22 protein-coding genes and 1 pseudogene are annotated in these 23,766 nt (G+C 71.4%); 4 read left to right on the forward strand and 19 right to left on the reverse strand.

Annotated features, from left to right (window positions below; translation table 11 throughout):
- Positions 1 to 278: 278 nt before the first annotated feature.
- From AC0ZLC_RS33560 to AC0ZLC_RS33590, 7 genes and pseudogenes are all read right to left on the reverse strand, one after another.
- On the reverse strand, positions 279 to 866 hold the full coding sequence (locus tag AC0ZLC_RS33560; protein ID WP_476755708.1) for a TetR/AcrR family transcriptional regulator: 588 nt from the start codon (positions 864 to 866) through the stop codon (positions 279 to 281).
- Positions 867 to 936: 70 nt separating this feature from the next.
- Positions 937 to 1,953 (reverse strand): 1-aminocyclopropane-1-carboxylate deaminase, encoded by a 1,017-nt coding sequence (locus AC0ZLC_RS33565; RefSeq protein ID WP_476755709.1) that lies wholly within the window; start codon positions 1,951 to 1,953, stop codon positions 937 to 939.
- Positions 1,954 to 1,980: 27 nt separating this feature from the next.
- Positions 1,981 to 2,781, reverse strand: a complete 801-nt coding sequence (locus tag AC0ZLC_RS33570; RefSeq protein WP_476755710.1) for a GntR family transcriptional regulator — start codon at positions 2,779 to 2,781, stop codon at positions 1,981 to 1,983.
- A 94-nt stretch (positions 2,782 to 2,875) separates the two neighbouring features.
- Positions 2,876 to 4,459 (reverse strand): TROVE domain-containing protein, encoded by a 1,584-nt coding sequence (locus AC0ZLC_RS33575; protein ID WP_476755711.1) that lies wholly within the window; start codon positions 4,457 to 4,459, stop codon positions 2,876 to 2,878.
- A gap of 514 nt (positions 4,460 to 4,973) precedes the next feature.
- Positions 4,974 to 6,416, reverse strand: a complete 1,443-nt coding sequence (locus AC0ZLC_RS33580; RefSeq protein WP_476755712.1) for an alkaline phosphatase PhoX — start codon at positions 6,414 to 6,416, stop codon at positions 4,974 to 4,976.
- Positions 6,417 to 6,581: 165 nt separating this feature from the next.
- Positions 6,582 to 6,848 (reverse strand): annotated as a pseudogene (locus tag AC0ZLC_RS33585) (winged helix-turn-helix transcriptional regulator); the annotation flags it as partial.
- A gap of 63 nt (positions 6,849 to 6,911) precedes the next feature.
- On the reverse strand, positions 6,912 to 8,336 hold the full coding sequence (locus AC0ZLC_RS33590) for a hypothetical protein (RefSeq protein ID WP_476755713.1): 1,425 nt from the start codon (positions 8,334 to 8,336) through the stop codon (positions 6,912 to 6,914).
- Between the two features lie 414 nt (positions 8,337 to 8,750).
- Here AC0ZLC_RS33590 and AC0ZLC_RS33595 point away from each other — a divergent pair, with 414 nt between their 5' ends.
- Both AC0ZLC_RS33595 and AC0ZLC_RS33600 read left to right on the forward strand, forming a co-directional pair.
- A complete protein-coding gene (locus tag AC0ZLC_RS33595; RefSeq protein ID WP_476755714.1) occupies positions 8,751 to 10,577 on the forward strand; it encodes an endonuclease/exonuclease/phosphatase family protein in 1,827 nt (608 codons plus the stop codon).
- Between the two features lie 108 nt (positions 10,578 to 10,685).
- Positions 10,686 to 11,708 (forward strand): YihY/virulence factor BrkB family protein, encoded by a 1,023-nt coding sequence (locus tag AC0ZLC_RS33600; RefSeq protein ID WP_476755715.1) that lies wholly within the window; start codon positions 10,686 to 10,688, stop codon positions 11,706 to 11,708.
- A gap of 452 nt (positions 11,709 to 12,160) precedes the next feature.
- Here the strand turns inward: AC0ZLC_RS33600 and AC0ZLC_RS33605 are convergent, their stop codons facing one another.
- The 3 genes from AC0ZLC_RS33605 to AC0ZLC_RS33615 form a co-directional block, all read right to left on the reverse strand.
- Entirely contained in the window at positions 12,161 to 12,703 is a 543-nt protein-coding gene (locus AC0ZLC_RS33605; protein WP_476755716.1) for a DUF3618 domain-containing protein, read from the reverse strand.
- Positions 12,700 to 13,125: a phage holin family protein gene (locus AC0ZLC_RS33610; RefSeq protein WP_476755717.1), complete on the reverse strand. Its 426-nt coding sequence runs from the start codon at positions 13,123 to 13,125 to the stop codon at positions 12,700 to 12,702. Before AC0ZLC_RS33610 ends, AC0ZLC_RS33605 begins: the two co-directional genes overlap by 4 nt.
- A 117-nt stretch (positions 13,126 to 13,242) precedes the next feature.
- A complete protein-coding gene (locus AC0ZLC_RS33615; RefSeq protein ID WP_476755718.1) occupies positions 13,243 to 13,389 on the reverse strand; it encodes a hypothetical protein in 147 nt (48 codons plus the stop codon).
- A gap of 55 nt (positions 13,390 to 13,444) precedes the next feature.
- Between AC0ZLC_RS33615 and dapA the strand changes: the two genes are divergently transcribed.
- The gene (gene dapA / locus AC0ZLC_RS33620) at positions 13,445 to 14,425 is read left to right on the forward strand and encodes a 4-hydroxy-tetrahydrodipicolinate synthase (RefSeq protein ID WP_476755719.1); all 981 of its coding nucleotides are present in this window, start codon (positions 13,445 to 13,447) and stop codon (positions 14,423 to 14,425) included.
- A gap of 382 nt (positions 14,426 to 14,807) precedes the next feature.
- On the opposite strand, the gene dapD is transcribed toward dapA, so the two are convergent.
- From dapD to AC0ZLC_RS33665, 9 genes are all read right to left on the reverse strand, one after another.
- Positions 14,808 to 15,797: a 2,3,4,5-tetrahydropyridine-2,6-dicarboxylate N-succinyltransferase gene (gene dapD / locus AC0ZLC_RS33625; RefSeq protein ID WP_476755720.1), complete on the reverse strand. Its 990-nt coding sequence runs from the start codon at positions 15,795 to 15,797 to the stop codon at positions 14,808 to 14,810.
- Positions 15,798 to 16,102: 305 nt separating this feature from the next.
- The gene (locus AC0ZLC_RS33630) at positions 16,103 to 16,456 is read right to left on the reverse strand and encodes a metal-sulfur cluster assembly factor (RefSeq protein WP_388790363.1); all 354 of its coding nucleotides are present in this window, start codon (positions 16,454 to 16,456) and stop codon (positions 16,103 to 16,105) included.
- On the reverse strand, positions 16,453 to 16,917 hold the full coding sequence (gene sufU, locus AC0ZLC_RS33635) for a Fe-S cluster assembly sulfur transfer protein SufU (RefSeq protein ID WP_358853875.1): 465 nt from the start codon (positions 16,915 to 16,917) through the stop codon (positions 16,453 to 16,455). Before sufU ends, AC0ZLC_RS33630 begins: the two co-directional genes overlap by 4 nt.
- 15 nt (positions 16,918 to 16,932) lie before the next feature.
- Positions 16,933 to 18,189 carry a cysteine desulfurase gene (locus AC0ZLC_RS33640; RefSeq protein WP_476755721.1) on the reverse strand — a complete coding sequence of 419 codons (1,257 nt, stop codon included), beginning with the start codon at positions 18,187 to 18,189 and terminating at the stop codon, positions 16,933 to 16,935.
- Positions 18,186 to 18,977 (reverse strand): Fe-S cluster assembly ATPase SufC, encoded by a 792-nt coding sequence (gene sufC, locus AC0ZLC_RS33645; protein ID WP_476755722.1) that lies wholly within the window; start codon positions 18,975 to 18,977, stop codon positions 18,186 to 18,188. Before sufC ends, AC0ZLC_RS33640 begins: the two co-directional genes overlap by 4 nt.
- A gap of 7 nt (positions 18,978 to 18,984) precedes the next feature.
- Positions 18,985 to 19,314, reverse strand: coding sequence for a bifunctional 3-phenylpropionate/cinnamic acid dioxygenase ferredoxin subunit (locus AC0ZLC_RS33650; RefSeq protein ID WP_476755723.1), 330 nt, complete (start codon positions 19,312 to 19,314; stop codon positions 18,985 to 18,987).
- Positions 19,314 to 20,495, reverse strand: a complete 1,182-nt coding sequence (gene sufD / locus AC0ZLC_RS33655) for a Fe-S cluster assembly protein SufD (RefSeq protein WP_476755724.1) — start codon at positions 20,493 to 20,495, stop codon at positions 19,314 to 19,316. Before sufD ends, AC0ZLC_RS33650 begins: the two co-directional genes overlap by 1 nt.
- Before the next feature lie 61 nt (positions 20,496 to 20,556).
- A complete protein-coding gene (gene sufB, locus AC0ZLC_RS33660) occupies positions 20,557 to 21,978 on the reverse strand; it encodes a Fe-S cluster assembly protein SufB (RefSeq protein WP_358853880.1) in 1,422 nt (473 codons plus the stop codon).
- Positions 21,975 to 22,697, reverse strand: coding sequence for a helix-turn-helix transcriptional regulator (locus tag AC0ZLC_RS33665; RefSeq protein ID WP_476755725.1), 723 nt, complete (start codon positions 22,695 to 22,697; stop codon positions 21,975 to 21,977). Before AC0ZLC_RS33665 ends, sufB begins: the two co-directional genes overlap by 4 nt.
- A gap of 158 nt (positions 22,698 to 22,855) precedes the next feature.
- Between AC0ZLC_RS33665 and AC0ZLC_RS33670 the strand changes: the two genes are divergently transcribed.
- Positions 22,856 to 23,755 (forward strand): AAC(3) family N-acetyltransferase, encoded by a 900-nt coding sequence (locus tag AC0ZLC_RS33670; protein ID WP_476755726.1) that lies wholly within the window; start codon positions 22,856 to 22,858, stop codon positions 23,753 to 23,755.
- Positions 23,756 to 23,766: the final 11 nt, after the last annotated feature.

A 23,766-nucleotide genomic window follows, 5' to 3' on the forward strand; every position in this document is an offset into this window, starting at 1 on the left:
CCCCCCCCCCGAGGGGCCGTGCCGGTACATCAGATGCCCGTTGCAGGTCGGGCAGGAAGCGCCGGTCCACCCGTGACCAAGCCGCACGCCCGACATGCAACGGGCGGATGTACCGGCGCGGCCCCGACCCACCCACCGCAGCGAAGGCGCCCACCCACCGGGGGCGTGGGCGACCCACCCACCTAGGCCAAGGCGCCCCACCCCGGCCCACGCGGACGCACGGCGCGAGCCGACCCCGGGCGGCAAGGGCACCCGCCCCGCACCCCGGCCGGCAAGGCCTACCCCGGCACCCGCAACCCCTCCGTCAGCAGCGACAGATACCGCCGCACGCACGTCCCCCCACCGCTCCCCAGCTCCGACGCCGTCACCACCCCGTGCACCAGCCGCAGCACCTCGACCGGCTCCACGTCCCCCCGCAGCGTCCCCTCCCGCTGAGCCGCCCCCACCAGTCGCCCGGCCGCCCCCCTCACCGAGTCCCCGCAGGTACTCAGCATCGCGGCACTCCCGCCCGCGACAGCCGGCCCCAGCAGCGTCCTCAGCCCGCGGACCTGGATCATGCCCTCGCCGAGTTCGTACAACCACTCCACCAGCGCCTCGCCCGGCGGCAGCTCCCCTGCGATCTCGTCCGCGCGCGCCGCGATCGCCTCGACGCGGTCGACGTGCACCGCCTCCAACAACGCCTGCCGCGTGGGGAAATGCCGGTACAGCGTGCCGGACCCGACCCCCGCCCGCTTGGCGATGTCGTCCAGCGACGCACCCGCCCCGTGCTCGGCGAAGGCCGCCGCGGCCTCCTTGAGCAACCGCTCGTGGTTGCGCCGCGCGTCGGCCCGCATCGGCTTGGCCGCACCCGCGCCCACCTGTGCCATTCAGCTGCTCCTCGCCAACCGGGGACCCTCTCCGCATCCTAGCCAGCCCTGGACGGAGACAGCCCCCGGCTCAGAACAGCGCGCTGTAGGCGTTCAGCGCGGGCTGCCCGCCGAGGTGGGCGTACAGCACCGTCGAGTCCCGCCCGATCTCACCGCGCGCGACCAGGTCCACAAGGCCGGCCATCGACTTCCCCTCGTAGACGGGGTCGGTGACCATCCCCTCAGTGCGTGCCGCCAGCCGCATCGCCTCCAGCGTGGCCTCGTCGGGCACACCGTACGTGCCCGCGTGGTACCGCTCGTCCAGCTCGACGTCCGCCTCCGACAGCTCGGCCTCCACGCCGATGAGCCGGGCCGTGTTCCGGGCGATCCGCGCGATCTGCTCGCGGGTGCGGCCGGGGTCCGCCGACGCGTCGATCCCGAGGACGCGCCGCGGCCGTCCGCCCGCCTCGGCGAGCGCGGCGAACCCGGCGACCATCCCGGCCTGGGTGGATCCGGTCACCGAGCACACCACGACGGTGTCGAAGAAGACGCCCAGCTCCCTCTCCTGCTCGGCGACCTCACGGGCCCAGCCGGCGAACCCGAGGCCGCCGAGCGGATGGTCCGAGGCCCCCGCCGGAATGGCGTACGGCCTGCCGCCCGACTCCTCCACCTCGCGCAGCGCCTGCTCCCAGCTCTCCTTGACCCCGATCCCGAACCCCGCCCGTACGAGCCGTACGTCGGCGCCCGCGAGCCGGCTGAGGAGGATGTTGCCGACCTTGTCGTACACGGCGTCGGGCCAGTCCACCCAGCTCTCCTGCACGAGGACGCACCGGAGGCCGGCGCGGGCGGCGCAGGCGGCGACCTGGCGGGTGTGGTTGGACTGCACGCCGCCGATGGAGACCAGCGTGTCGCACCCCTGGGCGAGCGCGTCGGCGACGAGGTACTCCAGCTTGCGGGTCTTGTTGCCGCCGTAGGCGATGCCGGAGTTGCAGTCCTCCCGCTTGGCCCACAGCGCGGCGCCCCCGAGGTGCCCGGTCAGGCGTTCCAGCGGATGCACGGGCGAGGGCCCGAAGAGCAGTGGATAACGTGCGTACGAGTCAAGGGACATGGGGTCCTCCCCGGTTCGGGCGCCGGCTCAGGAACCGGCACGGGCACGGGCACGGACACCGGCTTCAGCACCGGCACCAGCACCAGCACCAGCACCAGCACCAGCTTGAGCACCGGCATCGATGGCGACAACGGGATCGGCACCGGCGGCGACACCGGGATCGGCACCGGCGGCGAGATCGGCATCGACATCTGCCAGTTCCTCGAGGGCACGCCAGATCTCCGCCGTGACGCGGACCGCCTCGTCCACGTCGCCGTCGGCACAGGCGTCGATCAACCGCTCGTGCAGACCCGCCGAGCGGCAGTTGCCGCCCTCGCCGAAGCGGAGCCGCTCCAGCCGCCGGATCAGCGGGGCGTAGCGGGCGGCGGTGGCGGCGGCCGCCCGATTTCCGCCGGCCCGCAGCAGGACGTCGTGCAGCTCGTCGTCGGCACGCAGCGCGGCGTCCACGTCTCCGTCCCGTACCGCCCGCGCGAACCGCGCGTTGGCCTCGCGCATCGCCTCGATGTGCCGCGCGTCGAGGCGGGGCACCGCCGTACGCACCGCCAGCTCGTGCATGGCGCCCACCACGGCCGCGGCGTCCCGCACGTCGGCGGCGACCACGTCAGTCACGCGGGTGTGGCTCTGCGGCTTGGACTCGAGCAGTCCCTCGGCGACGAGCCGGGAGAACGCCTCGCGGACCGGTGCGCGCGACAGCCCGAGCCGCTCGGCCAGCTCGGCGTCCCGCACCACCGCGCCCGGCGCGATGTCACCGGCCACGATGGCGTCCCGTATCGCTTCGTACGCCCGGTCCCTGAGCAGGCTCCGGCGCACGGGTCGCATCGCCTCCATGAACTGAAATGTTAGATGTCGGCTTCCCGGGCCCACAAGAGGGCGGCCCGCCCCGGGGCGGATGTCCACGGTGCGGACCGCCGTCGTGCGGAACTCAGGCGACCCACGGCCACTCGGCGTCCCGCGCCCCCTCCAGCAGCGGCACCATCCGGAAGGCCGCGTCCGAGAGTCCCCCGAAGGTGTGCCGGTTCGGCTTTCCCGAGGGGCCGTGCCCCGGACGGTAGCCCGCCAGGTTCCACGTGTAGACGGGGACATCCGCCGGGACCTGCTGGGTAGGATCGCCGTAGTTGCTGTACATGGCCTGTTCGTCGGTCACGATCAGCACCCGGTCGTGCCCGCGGTAGTGCCGGCGCACCGCCTCGACCGTGTCGGTGCCGCCGAGGTCGCCGAAGCGGTCCAGCACCTTCAGCACCGACTCGCCCCCGCGGAACGGCACTCGGTTGCTCGACGTCCCGAACTCGACGAGGTCCGCGTCCGCCGCCCGCAGCGCGAGCGCCGTGCCGAAGACCGCGGCCGCGTCGGCCCGGTTGAGCTCGGAACGCTCCGAGAGCCGGGAGTGGAACATCGAGCCGGACCGGTCGACGAGGACGAGCGTCCGTCCGCCCAGCGCCGGCACGTTGGCCAGCGAGTGGGCGAGCGCCTGCTCCAGCGGGTACGACCAGCGCAGCGACGGCGCGTGCCGGTACGCGGCGAGGTAGCGGAAGGGGAACTGGCGCGAGCGCGCCACCTCCGCCGGGTCGCTGATCCTCGCGGCGACCCGCGCCGCCACCTCGTCCCCGACCCCGGCCTCGTCGAAGTTGCGCAGGTTGCGCACGAGGGCCATCGCGCCCATGGACGGGATCACTGCCTCCCAGGCCGCCCTGTCCATCGGCCCCTGCAGCCATCCCGCCAGCGCCTCCCACGTCAGGCCGGCCGCCGCGAGCCGCTCGGCACCGTCGGGCGCCGTCACCACGGCCCGCCGCTCCCCGAGCGGCAGCGCCATCAGCTCGCGGTGTGCGACGAGCACCCGGTTCGACGCGGGCGGGACGGCGGTGTCGGGGTTGTGGCGCCGGTCCAGCGCGTACCGGAACAGGTCGCCCTGCCACGGCTTGTCCGGGTCCGGCGCCGCGTGCACCAGGTTGAGGATGTCGCCGAAGCGGTACCCCTTGGACGCGGTGTCGTACTTCAGCAGCGACGTGCCGTGGTACAGACGCCGTACGGCGTCGGCGACTCCGCGCTTGACGGGCTTGGGCACGTTGCGGCCGTAGCGGGAGGTCCAGTACGCGAGCAGTTCGCCGGGCTCGTCAGGGCGCCGCAGGACGGAGGCGACGACCTGGCGGTTGGCGGGCCCGTCCGTGGCGCCCGCGTCGAGACGCGCCTTCACGTACTCGGCGGCGCCCACGAGGGAGGCCGTACGGAGACTGCCCTCCCCGCGCAGCCAGCCGAGCAGGCCCGCCGTCCACGACGGGTCCTCGACGGCGAGTGTGCGCACCAGCGCGGCGAACCGGTCGTCCCGGTCGGCGCCGGACTCGTAGAAGGTGTTCTGCGAGACGAAGTTCGCTGTCGCCAGCAGGAAGAGTTCGGAGCGCGCGTCGCGCTCCCGGCCGCGGCCGCCCTCGTAGGTGCGAAGGACGCGGCCGGTCGAAGTGACCCGCGACGTGCTCTTGGGCTTGGCGTTCCTGAGGTTGAATCGCGCCATGATGAATTCCCCCGAATTCGTCGGCGACGGTGACGTCGCTTTTCCGGAGGGAGGCGCAGCGAATGGAGGGTGCCCGAGATCAGGGGTCGGCGACGGACTCTGCCGGATGCTCTACCGATTGAGCTACCTCGGCCCTGGGCCGATGACGGGACTCGAACCCGCAGCCGTCCGATCCGAATGAAGTAACCGTTGCCTGCGCACCGGGCACCCACCATGAGCTGCGCCTCCCGAAATCAAGTAGGCGGCGGCAGGGATCTGTTGGAGAGAAGTAGCCGCGGCCCGCGCACCGGGAGGTGCATGAAGTTGTGGTGTCCAGAGTTCAGGTCGGCGGAACCGACGTAGGTGCTCTGCCCCTGAGCTACACCGGCGCGTTGTACCGGTGACGGGATTCGAACCCGTGGCCGCCCCATTATGAGTGGAAGTAGGTCCTGCCTTCGCACCTGGACACGCATCACTTTAAGAGGGCGGCCGCGGCACCGGCCAACGAATTAAATCACCCGCCTCCGGCGGGACTTCAGCCGCGCTTCTGGCGCTTCCAGGGGCCGGTGATGGCCAGCATGATGCCTGGCGTCTGGATGTTGGCGAACAGGGTCCGGCCGTCGGGGGAGAAAGTGACGCCGGTGAATTCGCTGTATTCCGGAGCCTCTTCGGTGCCGATGTTCAGCTCGTTGCGCGCGATCGGATACGTGCGGCCGCTGTCGGTGGCGCCGAACAGGTGCTGGACGCCCTCGCCGTCCTCGGCGATGACGAGTCCGCCGTACGGGGAGACGGTGATGTTGTCGGGGCCGTCGAAGGCGCCGTCCTCGGCGGGGGCGGTGTTGACGCCGAAGAGGACCTTGAGGGTCATGGTGCGGCGCTTGGGGTCGTAGAACCAGACCTGGCCGTCGTGCTGGACGGGGCTCTCCGCGCGGGCGAAGGAGGAGACGATGTAGACGCCGCCGTCGCCCCACCACATGCCTTCGAGCTTGCGGGCCCGGGTGACCTGGCCGGCGCCGAACTGCTTGCGCACGGACACGGTCTTCGCGTCGCGGTCCGGGACGTCCACCCAGTCCACGCCGTAGACGGTGCCGATCCGGGTGGCACGCGAGAGGTCGTCGACGAACTGGCCGCCGGAGTCGAAGCACTTGAACGCCTGGAGCACGCCCGCGTCGTCGGCGAGGGCGCGCAGCCGGCCGTGGCCGTGCTCGAAGCCCTGCGGCGGGGTCCAGCGGTACAGGAGGCCGTTCGGGTTCGAGGCGTCCTCGGTGAGGTAGAGACGGCCGCGCCTCGGGTCGACGACGACCGCTTCGTGGGCGTAGCGGCCGAGGGCCTTGACGGGCTTCGGGTCGCGGTTGCGGCGGCGGTCCTCGGGGTCGACCTCGAACACGTAGCCGTGGTCCTTGGTCATGCCGTTCTGGCCGGCCTTGTCCTCGGTCTCCTCGCAGGTGAGCCAGGTGCCCCAAGGAGTGCTGCCGCCCGCGCAGTTGGTGGCGGTGCCGGCGATGCCGACCCATTCGGCGACCTTGTCGTGGCGCACCTCGACGACCGTGCAGCCGCCGGACGCCGCCGGGTCGTAGACCAGGCCCTCGGTGAGCGGGACGGGGTACTTCCACTTGGACCGGGCGCCGCCCAGCTCGTGGTTGTTGACCAGCAGGGTGGCGCCGCGCGGCCCGTCGAAGGTGGCCGTGCCGTCGTGGTTGGAGGGGGTGAACTCGCCGGACTCCAGCTTGGTCCTGCCGCTGTAGGTGATGACGCGGTACTTGAAGCCGGCGGGCAGGGCGAGCAGGCCGTCGGGGTCGGGGATCAGCGGTCCGTAGCCGACACCCCCGTGCCGGTCCGCCGACTCGTCGCCCTGCTCGGTGTCGGTGGACGCGAGGGCGTTCGGCGCGGTGGCGAGGGCGCCGACGCTGCCGGCCAGGGCGACACCGGCGCCGGTGAGCGCGGATCGTCTGGCGAAGTCCCTGCGGGTGAGCGACATGCTGTCTCCTGTGACGGTGGAGTGGGACTGCGTGCGGGGGGTGGCGCGCCTCGTTGTGGCGCCACCGTCCCGCCCGTGCCTGAACGGGAGTTGAACACGGCCCGACTTCAGGGGTCCCCCTTGCGTGAATCCACCGGCCACCGGCGGCCGACGCGGCCGGAACGCCTACCCGGGCGGGGTCCCGGCCACGTCGGCCGTCTCCGGATCCTCGCGGCGCATCCGCGCAACTCCCCAGGCACCGAGCGGCCCGAGCGCTTGGTTGAGGGTGCGCCCGTGCTCGGTCAGGGAGTACTCCACCCGCGGCGGCACCTCAGCATGCACCTCGCGGTACACGAGACCGTCCTCCTCCATCTCCCGCAGGTGCTGCATCAGCATCTTCTCGCTCACTCCCGGCAGGCCGCGGCGGAGCTGGGCGAAGCGGCGTACGCCATGGCGTCGAGTTCCCCTGCCGACCCGCGCGGGTCACTCCGCGGCGGTCCGTCCCGGGTCGGCGCCTCAACCCCCCTGCTGCGACCGTGCCTTGAATGCCGCCTTGCGGGCCTCCTTGGCCACCTTCCGGTCCGGGTGCAGCCGCCCCATCGCCTCCAGGACGTCCGGCGTGGCCGGGTGGTCGACCCGCCAGGCCGTCGCGAAGAAGCCACCGTGCTGTTGGGCGAGCCCCTCCACGAGGCCCTGCAGCTCGTCGGAGTTGCCTTCGGCCGCGAGCTGCGCGGCCAGGGTGTCGATGGTCAGCCAGAACACCATCGACTCGGAGGGGGCGGGCACGTCGGCCGCACCGCGCTCCGTGAGCCAGACCCGCGCCAGCCCTCCGAGTTCCGCGTCGTCGAGCACCTCACGCAGGGCGGGCTCCGCCTCGGGCCCCACGAGCGACAGGGCCTGCTGGCAGCGCAGCCGGCGCAGCGGCGCGCCCGCGTCGGTGCCCCGGGCCGCCGCCAGCAGTTCCCTGGCCGCGGCGAGCGCCTCCCGCCGGGCGAGCCACTGCTCGGTCTCGGCCTGGGCGGCCGCCGCGGGAAACGCGGACGTGCCGTCCAACAGCGCGTCGGCCCCCTTGTCCGAGAGGTCACCGACCGCGGGCGCCTCGATCCCGGACTCCAGCAGCCGGGCCCGCAGCCCGTACAGCCCGAGCGGCGTCAGCCGCACCATCCCGTAGCGCGAGACGTCCGTCTCGTCGATCGTCGCCGGTTCCTCGTCGGCGTCCGCCATCAGCGCCTCGTCGACGGGCTGGAACTCGACGAGTCCGATCGGTTCGAGGAGGCGGAACTGGTCGTCGAGCCGCATCATCGCGTCCGACACCTGCTCCAGCACGTCGTTCGTGGGCTCGCCCATGTCCTCGGGGACGATCATCGACGCGGCCAGCGCCGGCAGCGGCACCGGGCTGTCGCCGGGGCCCTCCCCGCCGACGGTCAGCAGGTAGAGGTTGCCGAGCACGCCTTCGAGGAACCCGGCCTCCGCCTCGGGGTCCCAGTCGAGTGCCGAGAAGTCGACCGTGCCGTTCTCGTCCATCGCGCCGACCAGGTCGTCGAGGTCCGGCACGCTCGCGTCGGCCAGCACCGTCTCCAGGGCGGCGAGCCAGACGCCGAGCACGTCGTGGGGCGCCCCGGCGGTGAGCTGTCCGAGGTCGGCGCCCGCGGCGACGGTGCCCTCCTCCTCGTCCACGACCTCGACCAGTCCGGCGTCCACGGCCACCCGCCAGGCCTCGCTCGCGAGGGCCGCCGCCTCGTCCCCGGTGAGACCGAGTTCGCCGGCCGCCCGCGGGAGCTGCTCCTCGACGAGTTCACCGCCCGCGCCCACTCGCGTGTCCGGCCCGGCCCAGCGGGCGAGCCGCGCGGCGCGGGAGAGCAGCGGGGTGGCGAGCGCGTCCCGCGCCAGCTCCGCTTCGGACGACAGCCGCACGGGCGGCAGGGGGGAGCTGTCTGACATCGGCTGAATCTCCTCCGGACAAGCAGGACAGGCGGGGGGCTACGGCGGACAGGCGGAAGAAAGGACGGACGAGGGGGCCGGGCCGGGCACGGCGGGGCGGACAGAACGGACAGAACAGGGCGGTGCGGTGCGGGTGACGGAGGCGCGTGGCCTCCGTCACCCGCACCGCACCGCCTCAGCGGCTCAGCCTAGACGGATTTGGACCCATGCCGCCCGGTTCATGTCCCTGCCAGGAGTCGTACACCACCGAAACCTTGACAACTCCCCCGGCCACACACGAGATTGACGCGCGTAGAAGTCGAACGGGCACCCGCCCGGCGCTTCTCCGCGCGTCACCGGCTCGCACGCAGGTCGCGCTCACGTCACCTTTCCGCCCTCGTCCCGGCGCTCACGTACGTCCCCGGAGGGATTCCCTTGCCGAGCAGGAGAACCGCGCGCATCGCCGCGCTGACCGTCGCCGCGGTCTGTTCCACCGTCTCCGCCGTGGTGCTCACCGCACCCGCCCACGCGGACACCGTCCACATCCACGACATCCAGGGCAGCACCCGTATATCCCCGTACGCGGGCCAGAAGGTCACGGACGTGACCGGCATCGTCACCGCCGTACGGACCTACGGTTCGTCGAAGGGGTTCTGGATCCAGGACCCGGACGCGGACGACAACCCGGCCACCAGTGAGGGCGTGTTCGTCTTCACCGGCTCCGCCCCGAAGGCCGCCGTCGGCGACTCGGTCACGGTCACCGGCACCGTCTCGGAGTACGTGCCGGGCGGCGCCTCCACCGGCAACCAGTCGCTGACGGAGATCACCAAGCCGACGGTGACCGTGGTCTCCGGCGGCCACGCGGTCCCAGCCGCGACGGTCGTCGACGCCGAGTCGGTCCCGGACGCGTACACCGCCGCCGGTGACACCGCGGCGGGCGGTTCGGTCAACGGCCTGACGCTGGAACCGGCGACGTACGCGCTGGACTACTACGAGTCGCTGGAGGGCATGAGCGTCCAGGTCTCCGACGTGCGCGTGGTCACGGCCACCGACCCGTACGCCGAGCTGTGGGTCACGGTGAAGCCGCACGAGCACACCGACCGCCGCGGCGGCACGGTGTACGGCTCGTACACCTCGCAGAACACCGGACGCCTGCAGATCCAGTCCCTCGGCACCGCCGCCGACTTCCCCGCCGCGAACGTGGGCGACGAGCTGACGGGCACCACCGCGGGTCCGCTCGACTACAACCAGTTCGGCGGCTACACCCTCGTCGCCGGCCGGCTCGGCACCCTGGACAAGGGCGGTCTGGAGCGGGAGACGACCGAGGAGCAGGGCCGCAGGGAACTGGCCGTCGCGACGTACAACGTCGAGAACCTGGACCCGGGCGACGCGACGTTCGACGCCCACGCGTCCGCGATCGTGCAGCACCTCCAGTCGCCCGACATCGTGTCGCTGGAGGAGATCCAGGACAACAACGGCGCGACGAACGACGGCACGGTCGCCGCCGACCGGACGATGCAGAAGCTGGTCGACGCCATCGTGGCGGCGGGCGGCCCCGCCTACGAGTGGCGCTCCATCGACCCGGTCGACCTCGCGGACGGCGGCGAGCCGGGCGGCAACATCCGTCAGGTGTTCCTCTTCAACCCGGAGCGGGTCTCCTTCACCGACCGCGCCGGCGGTGACGCGACGACCGCCGTCGGCGTCACGAAGGAGCACGGAAAGGCGGCGCTGACCGTGTCTCCCGGCCGGATCGACCCGGCCGGCGAAGCCTGGAAGAACAGCCGCAAGCCGCTCGCGGGCGAGTTCGTCTTCCGCGGCAGGACGGTCTTCGTGATCGCCAACCACTTCGCGTCTAAGGGCGGCGACCAGTCGCTGCACGGGCAGTTCCAGCCGCCGGTGCGCAGCTCGGAGACCCAGCGCCACCTCCAGGCGACCGCGGTGAACTCCTTCGTCAAGGACATCCTGACGACGCAGAAGAACGCCGACGTCGTCACCCTCGGCGACATCAACGACTTCGAGTTCTCCGGGACCGCGAAGCTGCTGGAGGGTGACGGCGAACTCTGGTCGGCGATCAAGTCGCTGCCGAAGAGCGAGCGTTACACCTACGACTACCAGGGCAACAGCCAGGTCCTGGACCAGATCCTGATCAGCCCGTCGATCCGCAGGGGCTGCGACTTCGAGTACGACAGCGTGCACATCAACGCGGAGTTCTCGGACCAGATCAGCGATCACGACCCGCAGGTGCTGCGCTTCAGGCCGTAGCCGCCCGGACGGCGTTCGCCGACCCGGCCGGACGGCCCCTGGGGGCCTCGGACGAGATTCGGTTCCCGGAGCGGCTTCACACCGCCGTTTCGGGAGACACGTGAGGTCATGGACGAGAAGCGACCGGAATCGGAGACGGAGGGGCTGACCGCGAAGGACAGCCCCTCCGAGTTGACCGCGGGCTCCTGGTGGGCGGTGGTGCGGCGCACGGCGAAGGAGTTCACGGACGACGAACTCTCCGACCGCGCGGCCGCCTTGACGTACTACGGCGTGCTGTCGATGTTCCCCGCGCTGCTGGTACTGGTGTCCCTGCTGGGCGTGGCCGGACAGCGCACCACGGACAGACTGCTCGCCAACGTGGGTGACCTGGCGCCCGGTCCGGCCCGCGACATCCTGCACGACGCGGTGCTGCAGCTGGGCGACAGCGGCGGCACGGGGAGCGTGCTCGCGATCGTCGGCCTGCTGTTCGCCCTGTGGTCCGCGTCGGGTTACGTCGCCGCGTTCATCCGCACGTCGAACGCGGTGTACGACCTTCCGGAGGGCCGTCCGGTCTGGAAACTCACCCCGCTGCGGCTGATCCTGACCATCGCCCTGATGGTGATGCTCGCGGCGAGCGCCACCATCGTCGTGTTCACCGGGCCACTGGCCGAACGCGCGGGCACGGCCGTCGGGCTCGGCCACGCGGCGATCACCCTCTGGTCCATCGCGAAGTGGCCCGTCCTGCTGGTGCTGGTCGTCCTGATGATCGCCCTGTTGTACTGGGCCGCCCCCAACGTCCGCGGCCGGGGCTTCCGTTGGGTGAGTCCCGGCAGCGTCGTCGCCACGCTGGTCTGGCTGGCCGCCTCCGCCGGATTCGCCCTCTACGCCGCCAACTTCGGCTCGTACAACAAGACGTACGGCACTCTGGCGGGCGCCGTCGTCTTCCTGGTGTGGCTCTGGCTGACCAATCTGGCGATCCTGCTGGGGCTGGAGTTCGACGCGGAGCTGGCACGCCAGCGGGCCATCAGCGGCGGGCAGCCGGCCACGGAGGAGCTGTACGTCGAGCCGCGGGACACCCGCAAGTGGCCGCCGCGGCTGCGGGCGCTGCGTGAGGCCCGGGCCCGGGCGGCGCAGGGCGGCAGGACGAGCTGACGCCCCCGGCCGACATGACGGGCGGCCGACACCACGAGTCGCGGCACGACGAGCGGTCGGCAGACGAACCGCGGCACCGCGAGCGACCGACAGACCAACGGCGGCACCACTAGCGCCCGACACCACCAACCGCGGGGCGACGAGCGGTCGGCAGACCAACCACGGGGCGACGAGCGACCTGCACCACCAACCGCGACACGACGAGCGGCGGGGCCGATCCGGCCCCGCCGCTCGTCGTTCTGCCCCGGCCCGCGCGGCGGCGGCCGGCCGTCCGCCCGACGGGTGGCCGACCGTTGCCGCGAGCCCCCACGGAGCGGCCCGGCGCAGGCCGCTCCGGAACCGGTCCCGCACGCGGCGAAGCGCCGGTGCCGGTGAAGCGTCACCGGCACCGGCGCTTCGTCAGGGGTGCCCCGGAGCCGGCGGGCGTCACGCGTGCCGCCGGCTCCGTCGTGTCAGTGGTGGTTGTGACGCCGCAGCAGCAGCGCCGCGAGAATCATGCCCGCGCCGATCAGGACCGGCACGGGGTTCCGCCGTCCGGCCTGGACGACCGTGTTGGCGGCGTTCTTCACGGGTTCCGGCAGGTTCTCCTGCACGACGTGGCCGGCCTGGACGGCCTTGCCCTGCACGACCTGGCCCGCCTGGACGGCCTTGCCCTGCACGACTTGGCCCGCCTGGCCGGCGGAGCCCTTCATCTGGACCGTCATGGCGCCCGCCCGGTCCTTGAGGTCGGCGGCGCGGGCTCGCGCGCGGGCCTTGACGTCCGCCTTGGCGGCCAGCTCCTCGACGGTGTCGCCGAGCTGGCTCCTGGTCTCCTCGATCTGCCGCCGCAACTCGTCGGGGCCCTTGGCGCCCACCGACTCCGCGGCGTCCGAACCGGGCTTCGCGCCCGGCGTCCCGGCACCGCCGGCGCCCGGCTGTACGGCGGGAACCTGCACGGCGGGGCCCTGCGCGTCGGCCGCCTTCGCGGCGTCCGCGCCGGTGTTCTCGTTCGTCATCGATGCGCCCTTTCCTTGATCTCGTCGACATCGGCCTTGACGCTGTCCAGCGCCTTTTCGGGGGTGGGCGGTGTGGCCTGGCGCAGCTGCCCCCGGCCCATCACCGCCAGTACGGCGGCGATCGCGAGGAGCACCGCGGTCACGATGAGCGCCGCGGCCCACACGGGCAGCACCAGCGAGAGCGCGGCCACGCCGGTACCGGCCAGGGCCATCAGCCCGACGTATCCGACGGCGCCAGCCGCTCCGATCATCGCGCCGCCCCGCCCCGCGCGCCGGCCCTTCTCGGCCAGCTCCTCCTTCGCGAGGTGCAGCTCCTGCCGTACGAGCTGGGAGAGCTGTTCGGTGGCCTGGCCGACGAGCTCGCCCACCGACTGATTCCCGTGTTCGTCCCGCACGGGCCTGCTGTTCATGGTCCCGGTCACGGTGTCCCGCCTCCTCTCGCGCTTGAGGAGGGGCGGGTACCCGGACCGGGCCGGGCTACCCCTTCGATCCCCGTTCGCCCACAGGCGCCAACTGACTCTGGAGGCAGGCGAGGCGGGTCAGTCGAGGCGGGCCCGGACCAACGCGGCCTTCGCGACCAGCTCCGGCGATCCCTCGGCGGCCACGAGTGGCAGGGCCGGCACCAGGGCGTCCCCAGCCCCGCCGCCCAGCCCCGCCGCCCAGGACCATTTAGCAACCGTCCCCATTATCCCGTAGCAGAATTAAGTAGAGCTTCACGGTCAGGTTGCCGACACTGACGGCATGACGACTCCAGGCACCCCGGCCGGCTCCGCACCGCGCACCACCTCCGGCACCGCACCTGCCCTGGCGCCCGGCGTCACGCGGGTGACCCCGGACGCCCCCTTCGGCCGGGCGCTCTGCGCGATGGTCACCCCCTTCACCGAGGCGGGCGCGCTCGACCTCGACGGGGCGCAGCGGCTCGCCGCCCGGCTGGTCGCCGAGGGGTGCGACGGCCTGGTGCTGTCCGGCACCACGGGCGAGTCGCCCACGACGTCGGACGCGGAGAAGACCGCGCTCGTGCGCGCGGTGCGGGCCGCGGTCGGCGAGCACGTCCCGATCGTCGCGGGGGTCGGCACCGCCGACACACGGCACACCGCAGAACTGGCGCGGGCGGCCGAGAGGGCGGGCGCGGACGGCCTCCTCGTGATCGCGCCGTACTACAGCAGACCGCCGCAGGACGCGGTCGAGGCCCACTTCCGGGACGTCACGGACGCGTGCGGTCTGCCGGTCGTGCTGTACGACATCCCCGGGCGCACGGGTACCCGCATCGAGCCGGAGACGATGATCCGGCTGGCGGAGCACCCGCGGATCGTGGCGGTCAAGGACTGCGCCTACGATCTCCTCGGCACCCAGAAGGTGCTGGCGCGCACGGAGTTGGCGTACTACGCGGGCTGCGACGAGCAGGTCCTCGCCCTGTACGCGGTCGGCGGCGCGGGCTTCATCGGTACGGTGGCGAACGTGGCCGCCCGTCAGTTCCGGTGCGTGCTGGACGCCTTCGACGCGGGCGACACGGCGGGAGCGGCGCGCATGCAGCGGCGGACCATCGAGCTGACCGGGGCGATGATGTCCGCCGGACTCCCGGGAGCGGTTACGGCCAAGGCCCTCCTCGGCAGGCTCGGTCTGCCCTCCGGGCCGGTCCGCGCTCCCCTGCGGCCCGCCGGCCGCGATGCGGCCGACGGGCTGCTGGCGGCGTACGAGCGCCTGCTCGCGAAGGTGTCGTGACGGCTGGGGCCGACCCCCGTCCGCCCCCGCCGTCCCGACGGGCCGGGGCCGACCCCGTCCGCCCCTGCCCCCTCCGCGCGGCGCCCGACGCGCAACGCTCGGCGCCTCAGCGCTTCGCGAGGACCGGACTCCAGCGCCGCCCGCGCCGTCGTTGCCCATGCGGAAGCCATTGAATCGGCCGGCCGGACAGTTCAGGAGGCGGGCCACGTCGGACTCGGGCGGCGGCTGACCTGCTGGCGTTACAGGATCTGCCGTACGTACGCCTCGGGTTCGTCGATGCGATGCCAGCCGAACCGGGCCGGCCGGCTCCCGGCGGGGGCGGAACGGCAGAGCACCCTCCCGTCCGGTGGACGGGAGGGCGCTCGGGGCAGGCGGAGAGCCGCTAGTTGTGGCTGTGCAGGACGTCGTTGAGACCGCCCCAGACCGCGTTGTTCGGGCGGGCCTCGACGGTGCCCGTGACCGAGTTGCGGCGGAAGAGGATGTTCGAGGCGCCGGACAGTTCGCGGGCCTTGACGATCTGGCCGTCGGGCATCGTGACGCGGGAGCCGGCGGTGACGTACAGACCTGCCTCCACCACGCACTCGTCACCCAGTGCGATGCCGACGCCGGCCTCGGCACCGATCAGGCAGCGCTCGCCGATGGTGATGCGGACGTTGCCGCCGCCGGAGAGGGTGCCCATCGTCGAGGCGCCGCCGCCGATGTCCGAGCCGTCGCCGATCACGACGCCGGCCGAGATGCGGCCTTCGACCATCGACGTGCCGAGGGTGCCCGCGTTGAAGTTCACGAAGCCCTCGTGCATGACGGTCGTGCCCTCGGCGAGGTGCGCGCCGAGCCGGACGCGGTCGGCGTCGGCGATCCGGACGCCCTTCGGGGCGACGTAGTCGGTCATGCGCGGGAACTTGTCGATCGAGGTCACCTGGAGGTGCAGGCCCTCGGCACGGGCGTTCAGGCGGACCCGCTCGACGTCGTCGACGGCGACCGGGCCGAGCGAGGTCCACGCGACGTTGGCGAGGTGGCCGAAGATGCCGTCCAGGCTCTGGCCGTGCGGCCGCACCAGACGGTGCGAGAGCAGGTGGAGGCGCAGGTACACGTCGTGCGCGTCGATCGGCTTCTCGTCGAGGGAGGCGATGACCGTGCGGACCGCGACCACCTCGACGCCACGGCGGGCGTCGGGACCGACGGCCTTGGCGGCGCCCTCGCCGAGCAGCTCCACGGCACGCTCGGTGGACAGCCGCTCGGTGCCGGCCGGGCCGGGCTCGGCGGACAGTTCGGGGGCGGGGAACCAGGTGTCGAGGACGGTGCCGTCGGCGGTGAGGGTGGCGAGCCCGGCGGCGACGGCGCCGGTGGTGCGAGTAGCAGTCGTGTCGGTCATGAGGGCAACCTAACCGGCCGAGGCCCGCGGAGGCGAACCCGTGCGCGGGCGTCTCGCGAGGCGGTCCGTACGAGCTTCCCGGAATCGCCCGTGGAGGTGACCGATGAGGGCTTCGAGGGCTTGGAGTGCTTGGAGTGCTTGGAGGCTTGGAGGGCTTCGCAAACCTCGCTCGCCCGGCGCGGCGCGGCGCAGGTCGGTTACCGGCAGGGCACTGGACCGCGAACGCGCCGCGACACGCACGAGGCCCCCGGCGGGATGCCAGGGGCCTCGTGCGGAGCTGTCGCCCGGACGGCGCAGCGTGTCGGTCAGACGTTGAACCCGAGCGCCCGAAGCTGCTCGCGGCCGTCGTCCGTGATCTTGTCCGGACCCCACGGCGGCATCCAGACCCAGTTGATGCGCAGTTCGTTGACGATGCCGTCGGTGGCGGACCTGGCCTGGTCCTCGATGACGTCGGTGAGCGGGCAGGCCGCGGACGTCAGCGTCATGTCGATCGTCGCGATGTTCGCGTCGTCGATGTGGATGCCGTAGATGAGGCCGAGGTTGACGACGTCGATACCCAGTTCGGGGTCGACGACGTCGTACAGCGCCTCGCGGACTTCCTCCTCCGAGGCCGGCTTCGTCGTCAGGCCCTCTGCGGGTGTCACGGTGTTCTCGCTCATGCCGTCTTCCTCTCGGCGCTCTCGCCCAGTGCCTGGGCCGTCGCGTCCTTCCATGCCATCCAGCTCAGGAGGGCGCACTTGACCCGGGCCGGGTACTTGGAGACACCGGCGAACGCGACCGCGTCCTCCAGCACCTCCTCCATCGCGTCGTCCGGCTCGAGCCGGCCCTTGGACTGCATCAGCTCCAGGAAGGTCTCCTGGACCTGCTGCGCCTCGGACAGCTCCTTGCCGACGAGCAGCTCGTTCAGCACGGAGGCCGAGGCCTGGCTGATCGAGCAGCCCTGACCCTCGTACGAGATGTCCGCGATCCGCTCGCCGTCGTACTTGACGCGCAGCGTGATCTCGTCGCCGCACGTGGGATTGACGTGGTGCACCTCGGCGTCGCCATCCCTGAGACCGCGCCCGTGCGGGTGCTTGTAGTGGTCCAGGATGACTTCCTGGTACATCGAATCAAGCTTCACGACTCAGCCAGCTCCTCAGCCGAAGAAGTTCCGTACGTGCTCCAGGCCGTCGACCAGTGCGTCGATCTCGGTCGGCGTGGAGTACAGATAGAACGACGCCCGCGTGGTCGCGGGAATTCCGTACCGCAGGCAGACCGGACGGGCGCAGTGGTGTCCGACCCGGACGGCGATGCCCTGCTCGTCCAGGACCTGGCCCACGTCGTGCGGGTGGATGTCACCGAGCGTGAACGAGATCGCGGCGCCGCGGTCCTCGGCCGTCGCCGGACCGATGATCCTGAGGTCCGGGACCTCCGTCAGCCGCCGCACCGCGTACTCGGTGAGCGCGTGCTCGTGGGCGAGGATCTTGTCCATGCCGATCGAGCTCAGATAGTCAATGGCAGCGCCGAGACCGACCGCCTGGGCGATCGGGGGCGTGCCCGCCTCGAACTTGTACGGCGCGGGAGCGTACGTCGACGAGTGCATCGACACCGTCTCGATCATCTCGCCGCCGCCGAGGAACGGGGGAAGGTCCTCGAGCAGCTCCTGGCGGCCCCACAGGACTCCGATGCCGGTCGGCCCGCACATCTTGTGGCCGGTGAACGCCACGAAGTCGGCCTGCAGAGCCTGGACGTCCAGCGGCATGTGCGGCGCGGCCTGCGAGGCGTCGATCAGGACCAGGGCGCCGACCTCCTGCGCCCGGCGCACTATCGCCTCGACGGGGTTGACCGTGCCGAGGATGTTCGACACCAGCACGAAGGAGACGATCTTCGTCTTCTCGGTGATGACCTCGTCGATGTTCGACAGGTCGAGCCGGCCGTCGTCGGTGAGGCCGAACCACTTCAGCTTCGCGCCAGTGCGCTGCGACAGCAGCTGCCACGGCACGATGTTGGAGTGGTGCTCCATCTCCGTGATGACGATCTCGGTCTCGTGGTCCACGCGGTAGGGCTCGTCGGCCCAGCCCAGCATGTTCGCCACGAGGTTGAGCGACTCGGAGGCGTTCTTGGTGAAGATCACCTCGTCGCGGCTCGGCGCGTTGATGAACGCGGCGACCTTGTCGCGCGCGCCCTCGTACAGCGCCGTGGCCTCCTCGGCGAGCACATGCACACCGCGGTGGACGTTGGCGTTGTAGCGCTCGTAGTACTCGTTCAGGGCGTCCAGCACCTGGCGCGGCTTCTGCGAGGTCGCCGCGTTGTCCAGGTACACGAGCTTCTTGCCGTCGTGGACCTGGCGGTCCAGGATGGGGAAGTCCTTACGGATCGCCTCGGTGTCGAGGAGGCCCGGCAACTGCGTCACGCTACTGCCTCCCCTGAGTTCGCTCCGCCCACGGGGCCACCCTTCGTGTATCCCTCGTAGCCCTCGTTCTCCAGCTTGTCGGCGAGCTCGGCGCCGCCGGACTCGACGATGCGGCCGGCCGAGAAGACGTGGACGAAGTCGGGCTTGATGTAGCGCAGGATGCGCGTGTAGTGCGTGATCAGCAGGGTGCCGACCTCACCGGACTCGCGGACGCGGTTGACGCCCTCGGAGACGATGCGCAGCGCGTCGACGTCCAGACCGGAGTCCGTCTCGTCGAGGATCGCGACCTTCGGCCTGAGCAGTTCGAGCTGGAGGATCTCGTGGCGCTTCTTCTCACCGCCGGAGAAGCCCTCGTTGACGTTGCGCTCGGCGAAGGCCGGGTCCATGTTGAGGCGCTCCATGGCCTCCCGGACCTCCTTCACCCAGGTGCGCAGCTTGGGGGCCTCGCCGCGGATCGCGGTGGCGGAGGTGCGCAGGAAGTTGGAGACCGAGACGCCGGGGACCTCGACCGGGTACTGCATCGCGAGGAACAGGCCGGCGCGGGCACGCTCGTCGACGGACATCTCCAGGACGTCCTCGCCGTCGAGGGTGACGGTGCCGCCGGTGATCGTGTACTTCGGGTGACCCGCGAGCGAGTAGGCGAGCGTGGACTTGCCGGAGCCGTTCGGGCCCATGATGGCGTGCGTCTCGCCCTGCTTCACGGTGAGGTCGACGCCCTTGAGGATCTCCTTCGTGGCGTTGTCGGCCTCGACGGTGACGTGCAGGTCTCGGATTTCAAGCGTTGCCATGGGTGCCTCAGGACTCCTGGGAGAGGGAGACGAGCACGTCGTCCCCTTCGATCTTTACGGGGTATACGGGGACGGGGCGCGTCGCGGGAAGGCCGGACGGCTTGCCGGTGCGGAGGTCGAAGGCGGAACCGTGCAGCCAGCACTCGATCTGACAGTCCTCCACCTCGCCCTCGGAGAGCGAGACGTTCGCGTGCGAGCAGATGTCGTTGATCGCGAACACCTCGCCCTCGGTCTTCACGACCGAGACCGGCGTGCCGTCGAGTTCCACCCGCTTGGGGGTGTCCTCCTCCAGCTCGCTCAGCGCACAGGCGCGTACGAAGGTCGACGGGGCAGTCATCAGACCGACGCCTCCAGCTCCTCGTCGATCCTGGCGAGGAGGCGCTCCTGGATGTCGGCGACACCGATCTGCTGGACCAGCTCGGCGAAGAAGCCGCGGACCACCAGACGGCGGGCGTCGTCGGCCGGGATGCCGCGCGCCATCAGGTAGAAGAGCTGCTCGTCGTCGAAGCGGCCGGTCGCCGAGGCGTGCCCGGCGCCGACGATCTCGCCGGTCTCGATCTCCAGGTTCGGCACGGAGTCGACGCGGGCGCCGTCGGTCAGAACCAGGTTGCGGTTCATCTCGTAGGTGTCGGTGCCCTCGGCCTTGGCCTCGATGAGGACGTCGCCGATCCACACCGCGTGGGCGCCGTCGCCCTGGAGCGCGCCCTTGTAGGCCACGTTCGACTTGCAGTGCGGGGTGTTGTGGTCGACGAGGAGGCGGTGCTCCTGGTGCTGGCCGGCGTCCGTGAAGTACAGGCCGAACAGCTCGGCCTCGCCGCCGGTGCCCGCGTAGTGGACGCGCGGGTGGAGGCGCACCAGATCGCCGCCGAAGGTGACCACGAAGGACTTGAAGGTGGCGTCCCGGCCGATGAGGGCGTTGTGCTGGCCCACGTGGACGGCCTTGTCGTCCCAGTCCTGGACGGAGACGACGGTGAGCTTGGCGCCGTCGCCGATCACGTAGTCGACGTTGGCGGCGAGCACCGCGTCGCCGGTGTGGTCGATGACGACGACGGCCTCGGCGAAGGCTCCCAGCTCGATGACCTGGTGGCCGTAGGCGACCCCGCCCTCGCCGTGCACGGCGATGCGGATGGGCTCGGTGAGCACCGTCTCCTTGGGGACGGTGACGACGCCGGCCTTCTCGAACGCCGAGTAGGCCTGGGCGGCGACCCGGTCCACGGGGGTGCCGGCCCTGCCGAGGCGGGCGTCGTCGCGGCCGACGGTCTCGACGGTGACGCCCTCGGGGGCCTCGATGTCCACCTTGACGCCGTCGCCGGTGGCGACCGCGGTGCCGTCGTGCAGCCCGCGCAGCCGCTCCAGGGGCGTGAACCGCCACTCCTCCTCGCGGCCGTGGGGGACGGGGAAGTCCGCCACGTCGAAGGAGGCGGGCGCGCTCATGCGCGTGGCGACGGTCGACTCGGCGGCCACCGCGATCTGGCCGGCGGTGGTGGACCCCACCGGGATATTCGTAGCCTCAGCCATGGCTGTCGGTCTGCTCTCTTTCCTGCGTCAGTGTTCGCTGGCTGTGTCCGGACGGCGGGTCTTAACCGACCGCGCCTTCCATCTGCAGCTCGATCAGCCGGTTGAGTTCGAGGGCGTACTCCATGGGCAGCTCCTTGGCGATCGGCTCGACGAAGCCCCGCACGATCATGGCCATCGCCTCGAACTCGGTCATGCCGCGGCTCATCAGGTAGAAGAGCTGGTCGTCGCTGACCTTGGAGACGGTCGCCTCGTGCCCCATGGACACGTCGTCCTCACGGACGTCCACGTAGGGGTACGTGTCCGAGCGGGAGATCGTGTCGACGAGCAGCGCGTCGCACAGCACGTTGGACTTCGAGCCGTGCGCGCCCTCACCGATCTCGACCAGGCCGCGGTAGGACGTACGGCCGCCGCCGCGCGCCACGGACTTGGAGACGATGTTGGACGAGGTGTTCGGCGCCATGTGGACCATCTTGGAGCCGGCGTCCTGGTGCTGGCCCTCGCCCGCGAAGGCGATGGAGAGGGTCTCGCCCTTGGCGTGCTCGCCCATCAGGTAGACGGCCGGGTACTTCATGGTGACCTTGGAGCCGATGTTGCCGTCGATCCACTCCATGGTCGCGCCCTCGTACGCCACGGCGCGCTTGGTGACCAGGTTGTAGACGTTGTTCGACCAGTTCTGGATGGTCGTGTAACGGCAGCGGGCGCCCTTCTTCACGATGATCTCGACCACCGCGGAGTGGAGCGAGTCCGACTTGTAGATCGGCGCCGTGCAGCCCTCGACGTAGTGCACGTAGGCACCCTCGTCGACGATGATCAGGGTCCGCTCGAACTGGCCCATGTTCTCCGTGTTGATACGGAAGTAGGCCTGGAGCGGGATCTCCACGTGCACGCCCGGCGGCACGTAGATGAAGGAGCCGCCGGACCACACCGCGGTGTTCAGCGACGCGAACTTGTTGTCGCCGACCGGGATGACGGTGCCGAAGTACTCCTTGAAGAGCTCCGGGTGCTCCTTGAGGGCCGTGTCGGTGTCCATGAAGATGACACCCTGCGACTCCAGCTCCTGGTTGATCTGGTGGTAGACGACCTCGGACTCGTACTGGGCCGCGACACCGGCGACGAGGCGCTGCTTCTCCGCCTCGGGGATGCCGAGCTTGTCGTACGTGTTCTTGATGTCGTCCGGCAGGTCCTCCCAGGACTCCGCCTGCTTCTCCGTGGAGCGCACGAAGTACTTGATGTTGTCGAAGTCGATGCCCGACAGGTCCGAGCCCCAGTTCGGCATGGGCTTCTTCTCGAACAGGCGCAGGCCCTTGAGACGGAGCTTCGTCATCCACTCCGGCTCGGACTTCTTCGCGGAGATGTCCCGGACGACGTCCTCGTTGATGCCGCGCTTCGCAGAGGCGCCGGCCGTGTCGGAGTCGGCCCAGCCGTATTCGTACTTGCCCAGACCCTCGAGTTCGGGGTGAGCAGTCTCCGTGGGGAGCGTCATGCGGGGTTCCTCCCGGCCGTGCTTGCGGATGCGTGATCAGTGGTCTGGGAAATCTTGGGGATGAACGTGGTGCACACGCCGTCGCCGTGCGCGATGGTCGCCAGGCGCTGCACATGCGTACCGAGCAACTGGGAGAAGATCTCGGTCTCCGCCTCGCACAGCTGCGGGAACTGCTCGGCGACATGGGCGACGGGGCAGTGGTGCTGGCACAGCTGCTCGCCGACCGGTGCGCTGCGCGCCGTAGCAGCGTACCCGTCCGCACTCAGGGCCCTGGCCAGCGCTTCGGTGCGCTCCTCGGGGGCCGCGGCCTCGACGGCGGCGCGGTACGCCCCGGCCTGCTCGGCGATCCTGGCACGGGCGAACGCGACGATCGCCTCGTCGCCGCCCTCGCGCTCGGCGATCCAGCGCAGCGCGTCCGCGGCGAGCTTGTCGTAGGACTGGTCGAAGGCGTCCCGGCCGCAGTCGGTCAGGGCGAACACCTTCGCGGGGCGCCCCCGCGTACGCGCGCCGTAGATCCGCTGCTCGCGGGCCTCCACGACGGTGTCGGCGACGAGCGCGTCGAGGTGCCGGCGGACGGCGGCCTGGGTGAGTCCAAGCCGCCCGGCGAGATCGGCCACGGTGGACGGGCCGTGGTCCAGGATGGAGCGCGCGACCCGGTTGCGGGTGGACCGCTCACCGGTCGCGAGTTCCTCCTGCGGAGCCTCGCCAACGTTTTTCACAACGCCATTGTTGCGTAATTCCTTTGAGCCTGACAACCCGCGCCCGGGGCGCGGACGGTGCCCTGCGTCACTTAGGCATACCTAATACGACCTGCGGAAACGATCTTTGATCGATCAATCCGGTGGCGTTCCCGGGGGCGTTCCAGCAGACTGCCGACGTGTCCGTACCGCCTCCGACCGGCCCACTCGTCACCAGATCCGGGCTCGCCGCACGGCTGCGCGAACTCGGCGTGCGCCCCGGCGAGACGCTCCTCGCGCACTCCTCGCTCAGCTCCCTCGGCTGGGTCTGCGGCGGCGCGCCCGCCGTCGTCCAGGGACTGCTCGACGCGCTCGGTCCCGACGGGACGCTGGTCGTCCCCACCCAGTCCGGTGATCTCTCCGACCCGGCCCTGTGGGGCAATCCGCCGGTTCCCGAGGAGTGGTGGCCCGCCATCCGCGCGACGATGCCCGCCTACGATCCGCTGATCACGCCCAGCCGCGGGGTCGGCGTGATCCCGGAGACCGTCCGCACCTGGCCCGGCGCCCTGCGCAGCGCGCACCCGCAGACCTCGTTCGCCGCCCTCGGGGCGCGCGCGGCGGAGGTGGTCGAGGGGCACGCCCCCGACTGCCGTCTCGGTGAGCGCAGCCCGCTGGCCCGCCTGGAGGCCATGGACGCCCGCGTCCTGCTGCTCGGCGCCGGATACGAGGCGTGCACAGCCTTCCACCTCGCCGAGTACCGCATCCCGTCCCCGGTGGCCGAGGTGGGCCGGCCGGTCCTCGGACCGGACGGAACGGCGCGCTGGGAGGTGGTGACCGAGGTGTCGATCACCTCCGAGCGCTTCGACGAGCTGGGCGCCGACTTCGAACGGGACCGTCCCGTCGTACGGGGCCGGGTGGGCGCCGCCGACGCGCGGCTGTTCCCGGTCGCCGCCGCCGTGGCGTACGCGCAGCGGTGGCTGGCGCTGCACCGCTCGCGCGAGGCGTGGATCGCCGACGAGGAGCCGCGGAGCCGCCCGAAGCCGGCGGCCGGTCCCCGGGTCGTGGGCCCCGCGCACCCCGGCACCCGGACGCGTCCCTAGACTTGTTCCTC

Source organism: Streptomyces sp. GLSS-08 (assembly GCF_056387915.1).

Excerpts from the sequence above, each read along its gene's own strand:
- AC0ZLC_RS33560 (WP_476755708.1), bottom strand. The coding sequence starts at position 866 with ATGGCACAGGTGGGCGCGGGTGCGGCCAAGCCGATGCGGGCCGACGCG.
- AC0ZLC_RS33565 (WP_476755709.1), bottom strand. The coding sequence starts at position 1,953 with ATGTCCCTTGACTCGTACGCACGTTATCCACTGCTCTTCGGGCCCTCG.
- AC0ZLC_RS33570 (WP_476755710.1), bottom strand. The coding sequence starts at position 2,781 with ATGGAGGCGATGCGACCCGTGCGCCGGAGCCTGCTCAGGGACCGGGCG.
- AC0ZLC_RS33575 (WP_476755711.1), bottom strand. The coding sequence starts at position 4,459 with ATGGCGCGATTCAACCTCAGGAACGCCAAGCCCAAGAGCACGTCGCGG.
- AC0ZLC_RS33580 (WP_476755712.1), bottom strand. The coding sequence starts at position 6,416 with ATGTCGCTCACCCGCAGGGACTTCGCCAGACGATCCGCGCTCACCGGC.
- AC0ZLC_RS33590 (WP_476755713.1), bottom strand. The coding sequence starts at position 8,336 with ATGTCAGACAGCTCCCCCCTGCCGCCCGTGCGGCTGTCGTCCGAAGCG.
- AC0ZLC_RS33600 (WP_476755715.1), top strand. The coding sequence starts at position 10,686 with ATGGACGAGAAGCGACCGGAATCGGAGACGGAGGGGCTGACCGCGAAG.
- AC0ZLC_RS33605 (WP_476755716.1), bottom strand. The coding sequence starts at position 12,703 with ATGACGAACGAGAACACCGGCGCGGACGCCGCGAAGGCGGCCGACGCG.
- AC0ZLC_RS33615 (WP_476755718.1), bottom strand. The coding sequence starts at position 13,389 with ATGGGGACGGTTGCTAAATGGTCCTGGGCGGCGGGGCTGGGCGGCGGG.
- dapA (WP_476755719.1), top strand. The coding sequence starts at position 13,445 with ATGACGACTCCAGGCACCCCGGCCGGCTCCGCACCGCGCACCACCTCC.
- dapD (WP_476755720.1), bottom strand. The coding sequence starts at position 15,797 with ATGACCGACACGACTGCTACTCGCACCACCGGCGCCGTCGCCGCCGGG.
- AC0ZLC_RS33630 (WP_388790363.1), bottom strand. The coding sequence starts at position 16,456 with ATGAGCGAGAACACCGTGACACCCGCAGAGGGCCTGACGACGAAGCCG.
- sufC (WP_476755722.1), bottom strand. The coding sequence starts at position 18,977 with ATGGCAACGCTTGAAATCCGAGACCTGCACGTCACCGTCGAGGCCGAC.
- AC0ZLC_RS33650 (WP_476755723.1), bottom strand. The coding sequence starts at position 19,314 with ATGACTGCCCCGTCGACCTTCGTACGCGCCTGTGCGCTGAGCGAGCTG.
- sufD (WP_476755724.1), bottom strand. The coding sequence starts at position 20,495 with ATGGCTGAGGCTACGAATATCCCGGTGGGGTCCACCACCGCCGGCCAG.
- sufB (WP_358853880.1), bottom strand. The coding sequence starts at position 21,978 with ATGACGCTCCCCACGGAGACTGCTCACCCCGAACTCGAGGGTCTGGGC.